General features: G+C 55.8%; 13 protein-coding genes. 7 read left to right on the forward strand and 6 right to left on the reverse strand.

Annotation, left to right across the window (positions count from 1 at the left end; genetic code table 11):
- Positions 1-105: 105 nt before the first annotated feature.
- Positions 106-1,044 carry a hypothetical protein gene (locus FKP33_RS04360; RefSeq protein ID WP_141334009.1) on the reverse strand — a complete coding sequence of 313 codons (939 nt, stop codon included), beginning with the start codon at positions 1,042-1,044 and terminating at the stop codon, positions 106-108.
- Positions 1,045-1,424: 380 nt separating this feature from the next.
- On the opposite strand from FKP33_RS04360, the gene FKP33_RS04365 reads away from it, so the two are divergent.
- The gene (locus tag FKP33_RS04365; RefSeq protein WP_141334010.1) at positions 1,425-2,306 is read left to right on the forward strand and encodes a hypothetical protein; all 882 of its coding nucleotides are present in this window, start codon (positions 1,425-1,427) and stop codon (positions 2,304-2,306) included.
- Here the strand turns inward: FKP33_RS04365 and FKP33_RS04370 are convergent.
- Genes FKP33_RS04370 through FKP33_RS04390 form a run of 5 tightly spaced genes read right to left on the reverse strand, consistent with a single transcriptional unit; the run spans position 2,303 to position 8,059 of the window.
- Positions 2,303-4,561, reverse strand: a complete 2,259-nt coding sequence (locus FKP33_RS04370) for a hypothetical protein (RefSeq protein WP_141334011.1) — start codon at positions 4,559-4,561, stop codon at positions 2,303-2,305. The genes FKP33_RS04365 and FKP33_RS04370 overlap by 4 nt on opposite strands.
- Positions 4,562-4,578: 17 nt before the next feature.
- Positions 4,579-6,261 (reverse strand): hypothetical protein, encoded by a 1,683-nt coding sequence (locus FKP33_RS04375; protein ID WP_141334012.1) that lies wholly within the window; start codon positions 6,259-6,261, stop codon positions 4,579-4,581.
- A gap of 44 nt (positions 6,262-6,305) precedes the next feature.
- On the reverse strand, positions 6,306-6,740 hold the full coding sequence (locus FKP33_RS04380) for a divergent PAP2 family protein (protein WP_127605579.1): 435 nt from the start codon (positions 6,738-6,740) through the stop codon (positions 6,306-6,308).
- Positions 6,741-6,758: 18 nt separating this feature from the next.
- A complete protein-coding gene (locus FKP33_RS04385; RefSeq protein WP_054795240.1) occupies positions 6,759-7,112 on the reverse strand; it encodes an SMR family transporter in 354 nt (117 codons plus the stop codon).
- A 35-nt stretch (positions 7,113-7,147) separates the two neighbouring features.
- A complete protein-coding gene (locus FKP33_RS04390; protein WP_054799074.1) occupies positions 7,148-8,059 on the reverse strand; it encodes a decaprenyl-phosphate phosphoribosyltransferase in 912 nt (303 codons plus the stop codon).
- A 308-nt stretch (positions 8,060-8,367) separates the two neighbouring features.
- On the opposite strand from FKP33_RS04390, the gene FKP33_RS04395 reads away from it, so the two are divergent.
- The 6 genes from FKP33_RS04395 to FKP33_RS04420 all read left to right on the forward strand — a co-directional run bounded on the left by FKP33_RS04395 (position 8,368) and on the right by FKP33_RS04420 (position 16,387).
- Positions 8,368-8,709 carry a helix-turn-helix domain-containing protein gene (locus tag FKP33_RS04395; protein WP_054795296.1) on the forward strand — a complete coding sequence of 114 codons (342 nt, stop codon included), beginning with the start codon at positions 8,368-8,370 and terminating at the stop codon, positions 8,707-8,709.
- Positions 8,710-8,711: 2 nt separating this feature from the next.
- Complete coding sequence (gene glmS / locus FKP33_RS04400; protein ID WP_141334014.1) at positions 8,712-10,538, forward strand: glutamine--fructose-6-phosphate transaminase (isomerizing); 1,827 nt, start codon at positions 8,712-8,714, stop codon at positions 10,536-10,538.
- A gap of 44 nt (positions 10,539-10,582) precedes the next feature.
- Positions 10,583-11,779, forward strand: a complete 1,197-nt coding sequence (locus FKP33_RS04405) for a HEAT repeat domain-containing protein (protein ID WP_141334015.1) — start codon at positions 10,583-10,585, stop codon at positions 11,777-11,779.
- A gap of 13 nt (positions 11,780-11,792) precedes the next feature.
- The gene (locus FKP33_RS04410) at positions 11,793-13,253 is read left to right on the forward strand and encodes a glycosyltransferase family 2 protein (protein WP_141334016.1); all 1,461 of its coding nucleotides are present in this window, start codon (positions 11,793-11,795) and stop codon (positions 13,251-13,253) included.
- Between the two features lie 70 nt (positions 13,254-13,323).
- Positions 13,324-14,130 (forward strand): response regulator transcription factor, encoded by an 807-nt coding sequence (locus tag FKP33_RS04415; RefSeq protein WP_127605587.1) that lies wholly within the window; start codon positions 13,324-13,326, stop codon positions 14,128-14,130.
- Between the two features lie 31 nt (positions 14,131-14,161).
- Positions 14,162-16,387: a hypothetical protein gene (locus FKP33_RS04420; protein ID WP_258313368.1), complete on the forward strand. Its 2,226-nt coding sequence runs from the start codon at positions 14,162-14,164 to the stop codon at positions 16,385-16,387.
- Positions 16,388-16,445: the final 58 nt, after the last annotated feature.

Raw genomic sequence — 16,445 nt, forward strand, 5'->3', positions numbered from 1 at the left:
TCAAATAAGACGGAGTATCTCTCCTCACAATGGCAATTCGTGCTGCTCTATGCCCAGCCGTTCGGAATTGCGTTCGTGGAGTCCCAACCTTGTCCCGATGCCGTCCTATTCCTTTAAACGGCTCCAGCCGTCATAATCATGCACGGCATATCCGGTAAAAGGAGCGCGGCTGATAAGCGCTTCGCCCACGGTGCCGAGCTCGCGCATCATTTGCAAGCTGCCTTTGTCGAAATAGGAGATGGGGCCCTCGGAACTCGGCAATGTTTCCACCGCCACGATGACGGACTTGCCGTTTCTCTCCGCCTCGCCCAGCTCTGTAGCAATGCTGCTGATGATGTCTGCCGCATTGTCGCGGTAAGCCATGAGGGTCGTTTGGTCAAGCTTGCCGATCATCCAGTTGGACAAGGTTGTCCGCCCCCCCTCCCCGTCCGGCACGTTGAATTGCTCCAGCCAGACCGGCAAATCCGCACCGGCGATCAAATCGGGGGTTTCAATTTTCATTTCTTCGACAAATCCGCTCACCGTATCCCGCCAAAGCCCCAGCATCGTATCCGTATCCTCATACCATGCCCGCATGACGTACGGCTCGACATCGAGATGGATTCCTCTAAACCGTTCCTCGGCTGCAACGCTGTTGTTGTATGTTTTCACCCAATTGATCAGCTTGTACATCTTAATCTGTTTGTCCTGAAGGATCCAATCTGGAGCTCCTCCCAGAGCATGAACCTCAATTCCGCGGGCGGCAGCCTCCCGGATAAAGCCGCTGTAGTCACTCGTCTGAACATCCGGATCGGCCTGCAAAAAAATAAGATTGACGCCGTTCTGCCGGAGAAATTGGAATGTGCCTTCTCTGTCCTTCAGCAGCGTACCTGTATTCCACAGCCAAGTGGCTTTATGTATCGGGCGATCCGCTGCCGCGGCATATACCTGACGGGTCAAACCGGCTTCCGCCGGAAGGGCGACAAGGGCCTGGGTAAAAGCTAAACAAATGACCAGTACTTTTCCAACAAAGCGGGATTTTGACCGTAGACGTTGTCTTTTCACTTATGAACTCCTTCGATATCGTATTTTTCAGCTGCACACAAGGTAAATTATACCATTCTTGTTCGTTATAAAGAATCGTTCCTATGTCATTTTTTTCATGATAGTAAAAATAGCTCAAATTTTGCATAGGAATGATAGAAGATCGCACCCAAAAATGCGTTATAACGAATCTCTTTAACTGCGAAACTATCGTTTGGTATAATGGATGCAAGCTTTCTATTTAATCACCCAAGAACGAAAGAACGAGACCGGACGATCGCTATCCATGCTTAACCCCGCGTACATCGATTCACAAACTTTGGGAGAAATACAATAGTGGCGGCAAAGGAGAGCTGAATCGGATATGTTGCATAATTGCAGTAGCGGGGTAAGGATTTGATATGATTATAGTGATGGTGATGCTCATGTGGTTATCGGCAGGCTTTACAACTTCGTCCCTTTCCTCGGCAGACTCCTTGCCATCCAACATGCCAAGGGCAACCTGGCTGTGGGATACTTCGCTCATCGGTACGAACGCAGGGCGAACCGACATTTTGCAATTTGCCAAAAATGAGCGGGTCGAACGCATCTACTTACAGGTGAACCGGGATGTCGCCCAAAGCGATTATCGAAGCTTCATCCAAGCGGCGGCGGACAGCGGTATTCAAATCCACGCGCTGGACGGCGCTCCGAAGTGGGCACTTCCGGAAAACCGGAAATACATGACAGCTCTGGTCGATTGGGTAAAGTCCTATAACGCATCCGTGCTTGTTAACGAACGGTTTGCGGGCATTCAAGTGGACATCGAGCCTTATCTGCTGCCGGATTGGACCGCGGACCCACATGCGGTTGCCGTGAATTGGCAGCAATCCATTGCCTATTTTCATGATCTGGTGAAGAAGGATTCCGCCGCTTTAACGACATCCGCCGCCTTACCGTTCTGGCTCGACGGCATTCCGCTATCGGACGGCAGCGGCACGCTCAGCGAAGCGATGATGGGCAAGCTGGATGAAACCGCCTTGATGACCTACCGCAATCAAGCGCTGGACGTCATTGATTTGGCAGCGGAGGAAATAGCCTTAGCCGACCGTCTTGGCAAGAAGGTATGGATTAGCGTGGAAACGAATCCGGCGCCGGATACTCCGTATATCACCTTCAGCGGGGAAAGCAAGGCAGAAATGGAGCGCCAGCTGGCTGTCATCGACGGCTTGCTGAAAGCTCGCCCGTCTTATTCGGGCATCGCCGTTCATGATTACACCGGCTGGCGCCATATACGCAACTAAGGCTTGGCGGCTGCTGCTCCGTCCGGAGGAGTCGCTTTAGGCGGCTGTTTCCCGAGCTTGCCGAACGCCTCCTTCAGAATCGGATAGCTTTGCTTGAGACGCTCATGCGATGCCGGCTTGTTCCAGTTATCCCACTTGTAAGCGACAGGCTCTGCCGGGTTCGAATTTCCGGAGAGATGCGGCTCAACCCGGACCGCCTTGCTTTCCTCCATCTTAAACGCCGCTGCTTGATAAGGGTAACGCCATACCTTGTGCGAGCTGGGATCGGTAAATCCGAGCAGCATCCAGGGCACGCGAACCTCGATGACAGACCCGGCGGCGTGCCAGTCGGCCAAATTGTTGAACTCGGCGCTCTTCGGGTCTGTCGTGCCGTGATGCAGCCGGCCGATCTCGACATCCTCGAACGGCACCGGCTTCTTGCTTTGCGGGAGCACCAGCGGTTTGCTGACCGGCAGCCTCCACGGCAGGAAGAGACCGTTCTCTGCCTGAGACCAGGCTTCCTGCCAGGGCATCATACGGTTCACGAAGCCATACTGCCAGGCATGGTAATCATACGCGCTTTGCACATAGATGGCCGAGTCGTTCTCCCCGCTCAGCTTCATAACAAACTCCTGACCGCCGCTGAAGGTGATGCCAGGCGCTTTATCCGCCTTCGCGCTCCCGCTATCCACCGTATCAAAGCCGATATAAAGCGGCTGTTCCCCCGGCTTCCAATCGCCGTTCTTATTTTTCAGCAGCAAGTACAGATAAGCTTCATCATGCGAGACGGTGAGGCTGTACCCCGGATAATCCCGGCTTTCGGTGTTTTTTCGGCGGTCCCAATCATCCGTCTTCCCGTCAAGCACGATCGTGTCCTCCTGCGATTTGCCCGGTTCCACCGCAAGCAAGCCGAAATGCTCCTCGTTCGTCAGCATGTTTCGCCACATGGGACGGCGGTCGATCGGCGAATCCAGCTCCATCGTGTTCCAAGTGATCTTGAACCATTCATCCTGCCAGGCGAACAGGACTGCGCCATCCAAGTTCTCGTTGTAAATACTGCGGTACAAATCGGCGTCGATTTCCCCCTGTTCTTTTTCCGAATGCATGCCTTGATTGCGGTTTAGCGGACCGTAGTGGGCCATACCGCGCGAGCTCGGCACGCCGTATTCCGCCACGATCAGCGGGATGCCCTTGTGATGCTCCCGCAACTCGTGCAGGTACCCCGCATACGGATTGATGTTCCCTTCGCTGTCTTTGTAGGTTTGATACTTCTCCTCGTACCGCAGCAGGTCCGGGTAATACGGGTAAATGTGATAGGAGGCGAAATAGCCGGCCTTCCAGCCCGCTTGCGGACGAACCTGCATAGGGTCCACCGAGACCAGGTCTTCGGTATCTGATGGTTCGTTCGGGTGGGTCAGCGGGTCGGTGGTCACCCAATTGGTGAACGAAACCGGATGCTGCCAGCCGAATTTCATATCCTCCTGCGCCAACGTGTCCAGCATTTGAGCCAGCCAGCTTTCAAAAGGGGAGGCCCCGGAAGCCGCCTGAAAATAGGTACCTTGAAACGGCTTCATACCGGGATGCGCATCGTTCGTCGCTTTCACGGTGTAAGGGTCCCACTCGATGCCAACCACCCAGCCGAGCACATAAGGCGATACGTCGGCTTCGAATTTGCCCGAAGCATGACCGGACTCCGCCTTCCTCTTCAACTGCCCGTGGATGACCTGAACGGCATCCCGGATCTCTTTCCGGAACTGGTCGATCGTGTCCTGCTGCAGCGCATCATAGCCCTGCCCGCCCGCGCCGACGAGCTGTTCCTCAGGCGCCCAGATGCCCTGCAGGATGTAAAGCGGGTCCTTGCGTCCGGCATTGAATTCGGCCAGCGCTTCATAGAAGTGCGGCGGCAAAATCGTATAAATCCGGACGACATCCGCATGCATAGCCTTGATTTGTCCGAACCATCGCAAGTAATCCTCCTTGGTCGGACTGAGCTCTCCGGGCGCATGCCCCGGAGTCGTAGCCCCCATGTTCACGCCGGACCAAAACTGCGGTTTCCACGCCTTCCCGTCGTAGACCTGCAGATGCCCGTCCTTAACGGCGGAGGTTTGCTTCACGCCCCCATCATCGTACACCGGCAGGGTTGACACGGGAATGTCTTTGCTGCCGCCGGCAAACAGGTTTCGGGCCGTTTCGCCCCATGGCGGGGTGCAGCCCGCCAATAAGGCGAGAAGGACCAGCCCGGGCAGGATTCTTTTTTTTACCGAAATGACGTGCATGATACCCTCCTTGATCTTTACTTCGCTTTAACCTGCATCTCCTGTTTATCCTGATCTACGCAGAGGGTGGTTCCTGATTTAATCAGCGTCACCTTCTCGCTGCTGCAGACGAGCGGCGTTTCCTCCTTGAATTCGATGCCGTACGCTTTAAGCCGTTCCCGGTTGGACCAGCTGTAGGTAAACTCAGCTTTCACCGGCTGGGACGCCGACTGCAGCTGCGCCAGCTGGCCGCGGAGCTCCTCGCTCATCGCCCACTGCCTGGTCGTGAACGAGCTGCCGACCAACAGCGCATTCGCGGCAATCACGACAGCCAGCGCGATGCCGACGCCGTTCAAGAACCGGTAGCCCTTCACACACAGGGCAAGCCATACGCAAATCAACGGCACGGTCCAGAGCTGGGGCACATAGCGTGCCCACCAGGCCGCCGGGTTGATCAAGGAAGTTACCACCACCAGCGCAATGACCCCGATGGCAGCCAAGGTGATTCCGGGGCGCCGCCGCAAGGCCAACGCCAGCACCAGCAGAGCAAGCAGCAGCGCACCGCTGAACAAAGGCCCGAAGCCGGCTACCGCGACATCATTCTCGGCATAGGTCGGCAGCGCTTGGGCGCTGAATATAAACGGCCATTGGAACTGCGTTGGCTTCTTATCCGTGCGGTTGCCCATCGGTTCGGCGAAGTAAGAGGCTGCCACCCGCTCGAAGCGGTTCATCCGTTCCAGATTGCGAGGCGTAAAGTTCTTCACAACATCGATGGCATTGTCCCCGGCAAGCGGATGAAAAGGATGCCCGTAGTGGAGCGTATTGGTCACGTAAGGATTGTATCCGACGAGAAGCACGCCGATCAGCCCCCCGACTGCCGCCATGCGAAACAGATGCTTCAGCCGGGCAAACTGCTCACCCATGTACAGGGCAATGAGCAGCCCCACGGTCAGCACACCCGCGTAACCGACGGCGGTGAATTTGAGGTTCATCATCATGATCATCCCCAGTGTATACACCGTCGTCAGCAGCCAGCCCGGACGGGTGAAGATCAAGCACCCGAGCGCAAGCAGACATAGCAGCAGCGAACCCAGCAGTCCATCGACATAAAAGGTGAACGACTGGTAAACGCTGACCGGGTTAAGCGCAAGCAGCAGGGCCACCACCCAAGCGGTGACCTTGTTCTCAGGCTTCAAGGTCAGCAGCGCCGCCAGACTGAGCAGGCCGGAAGCCGCCATCATCATCAAGTTGATGACCTTGCTTGGCTCGAGCAGACCGGTTGCCATATAGATGGAAGCCGCGGCAATCTCGGCCGCCTTCGCGTAATGGTTAACCCAGATACTGTTGCCCGTCGGCATGGAAATTTCCTTATCGTAGACGGGGTTCCATCCTTCCGCCAAATGAATGATCGCTTCTTGGTGATAAGCCTGGCCGTCATAGGACAGATCGTAGAAATACCCGCACACCACGAAGCCGCCTATAAACAGCAAAGCGCTCAGTCCCGCCGACATGGCGAACACCTTCATGTGCTGTTCCTCCGCCAGCTTCTTCGACGCGATCCAGGAGAGCAAGGCGGCCAGAGCCGCCGCGAGCCAAAAGTCCGCCTTCATCACCGGCAGCCCGGCAAGAAACAGCAGCGCCGGGATCATAAAGGCGGCGACGTTGAGCGTCAGGAGCGTCATTCCGCTGACCAAACTAATAGATGCCATCCGGTTTCTCATAATGCCCACTCCCATTATCCGAAAAATCTTTGTATGTACCTGGACTAACCCGTCAGCTGCGAGGCGATCCAAGCAAGCAGCGTGCCGACCGCCAGGCCGCCAAGCACCTCTGACCGGGTATGCCCCTGCCTTTCTCTCAGGCCGGCCCCGCCGGCGGCGGCAATTTCGCGGGTCAGTTCGTTAATGCGTTTCGCGCTCTCCCCGACGGCGCGGCGGATGCCCACCGCATCGATCATCACGATGTAGGTCAAGGCGACGGCGAGACCGAACAGCGGCGTCCCCCAGCCCTGATCGAAGCCGATCAGCATGGCGACAGACGATACAACCGACGTATGCGTACTCGGAAAGCCGCCGTTGCCGATCAGCTTCCGGGCATCGCGGCCGTGCCGCACCCTGTTCACCGCATACTTCAGCGTCCCGGACACGAGCCAGGCGATGAAAGGCAGCGCCGGATACAAGAAGCCTGCACCGATGTCCACATCCACTCCCCCTTTCCGTTATGCTCGCGCAATGAGCAGCACGCCGAAGGAGATGAAGGCGGCGCCGATCCATTTTTGCATCGATAACGATTCATGAAACAAATAAAATCCTAGCACCATGACGACAATATAGCCCAAACTGACCATCGGATAAGCGGTGCTGAGCGGGAACTTCTTGAGCGCAAGCAGCCAGAACACCGAGCTTAAACCATAACAAGCCAGCCCTGCCGCAATCGGCCCATAAGACGCCATAGAGGACCAGGACAACATGGCGGCGCCCGCCGGTTTGGGTGTACCGACGCCCCATTTCATCAGCACCTGCCCCGCGGCGCCTAGCAATACGGATACGAATAACCATACATAATGGATCACCGCAGCTTCTCCCTTCCCAACCGAGCTTGTTTTAATTAATTGAAGAACAGCAGAATGCACACGACGGAAAATCCGTACAAAATCACCGTCAGCAAAATATGCTTATCCTCAAGCAGCAGCTTTTCCGGGCGGCCGCCCTTTCCTTCCATGTGAATCAGATACAAGTAGCGGAACACGCCGTAAAGCACGAAGATTAACGTCCACATCAGCTGGATCGTATGGCCCGAGGTAAAGGTGAACAGCGCGTAGCTCATAATCGTCGCCGTCGTCACGATCCCCGACATTTGGTTCAGCATCTCCATCGAATACGAATCCAGCACTTTGCGGTGCGAGCCCATGCCGTTCTGCATCAGCGCCAGCTCGTGCCTGCGTTTGCCGATCGCCAGAAACAAGGCCAGCAGCATCGTGCAAAGCAGGAACCACGGCGTTAACGGTACACCGATGACGAGACCGCCGCCTACCGCGCGCAGCACGAACCCGGAGGCGACGATGAGCAGGTCGACAATCACGACATGCTTGAGCCGCAGGGAATACAGCACATTCATGCAAAAATAGGCGGACAGCACAAGCCCGAAAGCAACCTGGAAGCGGAACGCCAGCATCAGGCAGCATGTCAGCAGGACAAAGCCGAACAGCAGCGCCGCCTGCGGATGAATCGCGCCGGAAGCAAGCGGCCGGTTCTTCTTCTCCGGATGCATCCGGTCCCGTTCCCGGTCTACGTAATCGTTCAGCACATACACGCAGCTGGAGACGAGACAGAACAGCACAAAGCCGACCAAAGCTTGACCGAGCATGTGCATGTCCGCCTGTTGAATGGAAAAGATCAGGGCAGCAAACACGAGCAAATTTTTCGTCCACTGCCGGGGCCGCATCAAGGCCAGATAGCGGATGGGAACCGGCCGGCTTCCCCAGCCTTCCAGCTCGGCGTGCGCTTTGGATTGGGACATGACCAAACCTCCTTTGTCATCGATTAGGTGCGGCTTATGTCTGATAATTACGGGTATACCTCCATTCCGCAATTCATTATAACGAACGAAAGATTCTTTATAAAGAACGATATTTGGTAGTATTTTGGAGAATATGGCAGGAAATCCACGCTTTTTGTTCTTTAAAACGGAATAATCCGAGCTGTTCAATTTTTAATTTGACGTTTTTTACGTTATACTCCAATTATTCGTTCGTTATAAGGAACGTCGTGACGAACGATACGCCTGTGTTTTTGCGCAAGGAAACTACAACAAAGGACCGATGGAGCATGTTGGGAAAACGAGTGAGGAAGCTTCGCATGGAAAGAGGGTTAACGCTCTCTGAACTGGCGGAGGCCGCTGGTGTTGCCAAATCTTACTTGAGTACCATCGAACGGGACATTCATTCGAATCCGTCCGTCCACTTGTTGGACAAAATTGCGGCCGCGCTGGACGTTTCATTGAAACAGCTGGTTCAACCCGATACGCCGGAGCGTGATCCCATGGTGATGCAGGAGTGGTATGACCTGTTTCAGGACGCTCTGAACTGCGGCATCAGCCGGGAAGAATTGAAGAGCATTATCGAATTTCGAAAATGGCAAGTAGGCCAAAGCGAACAAGAGGAGGAGTAATCATGTGCGGCATTGTAGGTTATATCGGCAACCGGAATTCACAGAACATTTTATTGGAAGGTTTGAAAAAACTGGAGTACCGGGGATACGATTCCGCCGGGGTGGCCATTCACACGGAAGCTGGGCTTGAGCTCCGCAAAACGAAAGGAAGAATCAGCGAGCTGGAAACGCGGCTGGAGGCGCAGCCGCTCACGGGCTTCGCCGGCATCGGTCATACCCGCTGGGCCACCCACGGGAAGCCCTCGGATGCCAATTCGCATCCGCATACCGACAACGACATGAAAATTTCCGTTGTACATAACGGTATCATTGAGAATCACCTGCAATTAAAGGAGGAGCTCGAGCAGCTCGGTTACCGGTTCTTGTCGGAGACCGACACCGAGGTCATCTCTCATCTGATCGCCCACCATTATGAAGGAGATTTAACCGAAGCCGTCAGGAAGGCCGTCAGCCAAGTGCGGGGCGCCTACGCCATCGCCGTGCTTTCCGAGCACGAGCCGGACAAGCTGGTTGCGGTCCGCTGGGCCAGTCCGCTCATTATCGGCGTCGGACAAGGTGAAAATTTCATCGGCTCCGATATTCCGGCCATTCTGGAATATACGCGCGATGTTTACATTTTGAATGACGGCGAGATGGCCGTGCTGACGCGGGACGGGGTCGAACTGATGACGCTTGAGGGCAATTTCATCGCCAAGCAGCTGTTCCACATCGATTGGGATCTCATGATGGCGGAGAAGAACGGGTTCGATACCTTCATGCTCAAAGAAATTCATGATCAGCCGCGCGCCTACCAGGATACGATGCGCGGAAGAATCAACGAGGGGAAGGAAATCGTGCTTCCCGGCATGACGCTGTCCGCAGAGCAAATCCGCGGTCTGAAGCAGATCCATATGGTCGCCTGCGGCACGGCTTACCATGCGGCGCTCGTCGGTAAAACCGTCATCGAACGACTGACCCGCATTCCGGTTGAAGTCGACCTCGCCTCCGAGTACCGCTACCGGATGCCCGTGATCCGCGAGAACACGCTCGTCATCGCCGTCAGTCAATCGGGAGAAACCGCGGATACGCTGGCCGCCATGCGCGAGGCCAGGCAGTGCGGCGCCCGCGTCATGGCCATCACGAATGTAATCGGCAGCTCGGTGGCCCGCGAAGCGGACGATGTCCTGTTCACACTGGCCGGTCCCGAGATCGCCGTCGCCTCGACCAAAGCTTACAGCTCGCAGTTGATCGCCTTCTATTTACTCGGTCTGTTCATGGCCCAGTCCATGGAGACGCTGGACCAAGCCTCGCTCATCGAGCTGATTGCCATGCTGGAACGGCTGCCTTCCCAAGTGGAAGAAATGCTGGAAGGCCTGGAACCGGTTCGCCAGATCGCCGAGCAGATTTCGACTCAGAATCACCTTTTCTTTATCGGCCGCGGACTCGACTACAGCCTGGCGATGGAAGCGTCGCTTAAGCTGAAGGAAATATCCTACATTCATTCGGAGGCGTATGCCGCGGGCGAGCTGAAGCACGGCTCCTTGGCGCTGATTGAAGAAGGCACGCCGGTCATTGCGCTGGCAACCCAGGAGCTGCTGCTGGAGAAAACCGCGAGCAACATCAAGGAAGTCAAGGCACGGGGCGCTTACGTGATCGCGCTGGCTTTGGAAGGTCAAACCGAGCTGGAGAAAACCGCAGATCAAGTGATCTACGTGCCGCGCACCTATTCCCTGCTGGCGCCTGCCCTTGCCGTGGTACCGCTGCAGCTGCTCGCTTACTACACGGCTTCGATTCGGGGGAATGACGTGGACAAACCTCGCAATTTGGCGAAAAGCGTAACGGTCGAGTAGCCAAGCTGAACACGCACGGATAGAGAGTAAGGAGGATAAACCGTATGTGGATGGAGCCATTAGACCAGGCCGACTCCGTGTTGACCGCTTTGAGCTTGACGATCGCCGGCGGTTTTACCGCACTATTCCTGCTGCGGAGCCGGCACAGGACCATCGCCGAACGAATGAAACAAAGCCTGGAAAAGCATCAGGATTACTTTACTTACCTTAGCGCCAACATGCACGGGGCGGACGCGCTGTTCCCGCCCCCCGGGCGTTTGACCCCCGTAGAGCTGAAAGCCATTCAGTCGAAGCTGCTGCAGTGGATCGAGGCGATCGACGGCGAGCAGCGGGGCAAGCTTACCGCCCTTTGCCGGGATCTGGGACTTGTGGAGCTGGAGCGTCAGAGGCTGCGCAGCTCCAGGCACGGGGTACGCATGGAAGCCGCTTATCATTTGGGTGTCATGCGGGCGGCCGAATGTACCGGTGAACTGCTGAATCTCTTGGAACGGGAAGGCAGCGAACCGACCGCATTCGTCGTCGGACGCGCCGCCGCCAAGTGCGCCGCAACGCTCGAGGATTTGCGCCGCCTGATGCAGCTGCTTACCGAACACCATCCCAAGGCTCATCAGCTTATCGCCGATACTATCGCCTCTTCTTCCTTAGATCCGGCACCGCTCTTTGCCGAGCTGCTTCGCAGCGAAAATAACGAAGTGGTGCTCACGGTGGCTTTGATCAGTCTTTCCGGACGAAACGATCCGCATGTGTTCGGCGCATTGGACCGGTTGATCATGTCCGGGCATAAAGAAATCCGGGTCAAAGCGGCAAAAATGTTCCTGCAGTATCCTCACCTGCTGCCGCTCGAGCGAATCGGCGAGCTGATCCGCCATCCGGATTGGGAAATCCGTGCCGCTGCGGCCAAGGCCGTGGGCGAACAGCAGCTTGACTTTTATCTCGAAGCGCTCACCCGCAGTATGGCCGACGAGGAATGGTGGGTCCGCTATTACAGCGCCAGAAGCTTATCCAAGCTCGGCTCCGCCGGTTTTGAGGCATTGTGCGAGACGGCCTGCAGCTCCGAGAACGGAGCCTCCCGCGAGTCCGCCTGGGAGGCTGTGCATGAAGAGCTGAACCAAGCGGAGGTTTCGGCTTCACAGGAGGCGCTGCAAATGCCTCACTACAACCGGCTGAATTTCATTTTCCGGCGAACACTTGGTGAACACGGCGCGTCCCGGCCATCCCATAGGCCCCGGATCAGCTCGTAGAAAGGGGACCCGGATGAGATCGTTTTTGCTGAACTACGGAATCATTGCCTTTTATCTGATTATCGGATCCAGTTTACTGCACTTATTCATACTCGCGATCTCCCATCAGAAGATACTGTCCATTGTCAAAAGCACCATGAACTCGCGCTTCCGGGAGCTGGCAGGCTCGGAATACGTCCCTCCCGTATCGATTCTGGTCCCCTCCTATAATGAGGAGCTGACCATCATCGAGAGCGTGCGTTCCTTAATGACGCTGGAATTTCCCATGTATGAAGTCGTCGTCATCAATGACGGCTCAGACGACCGGACGCTTCAAGTGCTGGTGGATACGTTCGAATTGAAGCCGACCCGTCTGACCGGCTTCCGTCCTCTGGTGCAATCCAAACCGATCCGGGGAGCGTACCGCAACCCCCTCTATCCCAGACTGGTCGTCATCGACAAAGCGAACGGCGGTAAAGCCGATGCGCTGAATGCCGGTATTAATGTTGCTAAATATCCGCTGGTCTCCACCATCGATGCCGACAGCCTGCTGGAAAAAGACGCCTTGATCCGATTGGTTAAAGTCTATATGGAAAACCCCGAGCAGCATATTGCTGTCGGGGGCAATGTCCGGATCGCGAACGGGAGTACCATTGAGGACGGCCGCGTGCTGTCGGTCCGGCTGTCGAACAAATGGCTTCCCGCCCTTCAATATGTCGAGTATATGAAAGCCTTCCTCGGCGGCCGGATCGGCTGGAGCGCTATGAACGGGCTGCTTATCGTGTCCGGGGCCTTCGGCCTGTTTCGCAAAGATTACTTGGTCAAAGTGGGCGGCTATCAAGAGGACTGTCCCGGCGAGGACATGAACATCGTGATCAAGCTTCACAAATATATGCTGGACCGCAATTTGCCCTACCGGATCGTGTTTTGTCCGGACGCCGTCTGCTGGACGCAGGCGCCCGATACGCTGAAGGTGCTCAGCGCCCAGCGCCGCCGCTGGATCCGCGGCAGCTTATGGAACGTCAGCCGATTCCGCGCGATGCTGTTCATTCCGAAGTACAAGGTGATCGGCTGGTTATCCCTGCCCTACACCATCGTGTACGAGATTCTGAATCCTTTTGTCCGGCTGTCCGGTTTGGCGGCGCTCGCGGGATACGTATTGCTGGACATGACACAGCTGCCGGTGCTCCTTATCTTCCTGCTGGTCAATCTGCTTATTGGCATGATCTTTACGTGCGGGTCGCTGTTGATTGAACAATTGGCTTTCCGCCGCCCCATTCGCACGTACGACCTGCTGCGCATGATCGGGTTATCGGTGGTAATGGCGGTCGGTTACGATCAAATCAATGCACTCTGGAAGCTGCTCGGACTGTGGGATTATATTCGCCGCAATAATGCTTGGGGCAACATGGTACGCCGCAGCTGGCAGGATGAAGCGGCCCATCAGGCCGGATCCTCTTCCTCAAAAAAGACTACCAAAGCACAGGCCGTCTAATGGACGGCCGCTCCCCTATATGTGCGTATGATCGCCACCTCAATATGAATGGAAATGGAGTGAAAGAACAATGAACAATGCGTTATTAACCGGTTCCCGCTTGTCACAACGTCTAACCAATCGAATGAACAGCGTCCTTCAAGCAGCCGTCCCTTGGACGGAGTGCGGACTGATCGCAGCTTCAACGCACGGCATCAGCCCGATATGGCTTCAGGATTTGGAGACACGTCTGGCCAAGGAGAACGAGAACCTGGCCGTTATAGCCAATTACGAAACGGATGAAGGGACATTGACTATCCTGCTGCCGGGGCAATCGCTGGCTTTCACCCATTTCGTGTCTCTGTCGGTCAAGGCTTACCTGCAGGATGCCGGACTGTTAAACGGCGCCATGGCCGTTGCCAGCTTCCCGGAGAGCGCTCCCGCTTCCGATGAAACCTTGATCGACTTCCTGGCTTTGCTGGATGAGAAAGAACAATCGGACATCGCCGTTTATCAGGGCCAGCCTCAATCCCCGGAACCACCGACGGTCGTGATGATCGATCCGAACGCCGATTTGCTCGATTTCCTGAACGTCCGGCTCGGACTTCAAGGATACGATGTCCGTCCAGCACATGACGGCATGGAAGGGCTCCGGCTCGTGGAATCGGTCCAGCCGGACCTGGTCATCACAGAGCTGGCGCTGCCTGCACTCGACGGCTACCAGGTGATACACCGCATCCGGCAAACCCAGAGCCGGGCGTGCAAAGTTGTCGTGCTGACCGACCTTACCGTCGAGCAGGATATTTGCAAATGCTTTGACCTGGGCGCCGCCGATGTAATCAAGAAGCCATTCTCACCCATGGAGCTTGAAGCGCGCCTCAGGCGGCTGCTCGCCTAACTTAGCTTGTGGATAAAAGGAGTTCGTGCCCATGAAAGGGAACACTTCACCCATCGCCTGGCTGATGCGCTTTGCCTTGCTGTCCGTCGCCTTTTTCCTGGTCTGGCATTACTGGCCAACCAAGAAAGTGGAGAGCGTCCAAAGCGCGGACGGATCGCAAATCAAGTTCCGTACGCTGGGGGATCACATCGAGATGTACGATAAGCAGCAATGGATTCCTTTTTTTGTCAAAGGAGTCAATGTGGGTGCTGCGCTTCCCGGGCATGACCCGGGCGAGCTGCCGATCAGCAAGGAAAAGTATTTGGAATGGTTCAAACAAATTCAAGAGCTCGGCGCCAATACGATTCGGGTATATACGATTCTAACGCCGGTTTTTTATCAAGCGCTTGTGGAATACAACCAGCGTCATGCGGACCAGCCGCTCTATTTCATTCAGGGCGTATGGACTCCGGAAGATGAGCTGATCGAATCAAAAGACGCCTACCTCGAAGCGATTTACTCGGAGTTTCAAAGCGAAATCACCTATGCCGTAGGAGCGGTGTACGGGACCGCCGATATTCCGGAGCGGCTCGGCAAGGCGACCGGCTCCTACCGTTACAATGCCGGCCCTTATTTGCTGGCGTGGCATATCGGGACGGAATGGGATCCGAAGATGGTTCAGAATACCAACGACCTGCATAAAGACAAGACCGGCTTCCAAGGCACCCACATTTCCGCTAAACCGAACGCTTCCCCTTTTGAGAACTGGCTTGCGGAAATGCTCGACCATTTGGCGGTGCTGGAGTCGGAGAACGGTTGGAAGCATCCGTTGACCTTTACGAATTGGGTTACAACCGATCCGCTCAAGCATCCCGGCGAGGTCCTCGTTCAAGAGGATATGGTAAGCGTCGATGCGACCCGCCTGAATGCGCACAACTGGCCTGCCGGATATTTTGCATCCTTTCACGCTTATCCTTATTATCCCGACTTTTTCCTCTTGGATCAAACGTTGATGGATATGAAGGACAAGGACGGAACGGCCAACACCTACTTAAGCTATTTGACCAAGTTGAAGGCCTACCATAAGGACATGCCGGTTATGATTACGGAATTCGGCGTTCCTTCCTCTTTGGGAATCGGACATCTGGCCAATAAAGACCGGCATCAAGGAGGGCATGACGAGACGCAGCAGGGACAGATCAACGCCTCTCTCCTGCAGGATATTGCAAGCGCAGGCATGGCGGGAGGTATCGTCTTCTCCTGGCAGGACGAGTGGTTTAAGCGCACCTGGAACACGATGCACTTCGAAATCCCGCAAAGCCGCCGCAAGCTGTGGAACAACGTCTTGACGAACGAACAACATTTCGGGCTGGTGGCCGAGATGTCCGGCAAGGCCGGGACGCTCCAAATCGACGGAGACGCAAGCGACTGGCAATCGCTTAAAGAGGACGAGAAGCGAACGCTCGCGGGCGGCTATCCGGGATGGAAATCCATTTGGATGACCCATGACGAGGCCTACGTCTACATCGCGGGCGAGCTGGAGCAGCCGTTTGATCCGGAGCGCGAGAAGCTCTACTTCGGCGTCGATACGATTCCCGGCGGCAACCGGCATGCGAAGGAACTGGGCGGAGCCAAGCTCGACGAAGGGCTGGAAACGCTCATTGAGCTCGGAAAAGACAATGAAAGCCAAGTGAAGATCGCATCTAACTACGATTTTCACACCCGGTTATACGGCAATCAGTATGGGATGCTGAAGGTCAAGCCCGAGGACATGAAAGACGATTCCGGTATATTTAACCCGTGGAAGCTGGCCGTGGGTCTGGAGCAGATTCCGCCGGATTCCACCCGGTACAATCCGTTTCAGGATGTACCTGCCGGGATGCTGAAGCGCGGATCGACGGATCCGGCCTCGGCGGACTTCAATTCCTTAACCATGTGGCAGGCCAAGGGCAGCGTCGTAGAGATGCGTATCCCCTGGATGTTGCTCGGTTTCACCGACCCCAGTTCCCTGCAGGTCATGAGCTACGGCGAGAAGGATGGTAAACTGGCAGCCACGACAACCCAAGGGATTCGCTTGCTTCCTTGGATCGTTCAGCGCTCGGACGGTTCCGTCCGCGGATTGGTGAAAGACGCCGGCGCCGAATACCCTGTCTCCAAGCTGCCGGCCTATACATGGCCTGCCTGGAACAAGGTCCAGTACGTCGAGCGCCTCAAGAAAAGCTACGACCTGATGAAGGACGCTTTTCATCAGATTGACGATCACGTTTCCCAACCATAGCCGTACTTTACCGGCGCACAGCTTAAAGCAGCAAAAATGCCCCCATAGCCGATGAGCG

The sequence above is a fragment of the Paenibacillus sp. tmac-D7 genome (assembly GCF_006519665.1).
GTDB lineage: Bacteria > Bacillota > Bacilli > Paenibacillales > NBRC-103111 > Paenibacillus_G > Paenibacillus_G validus.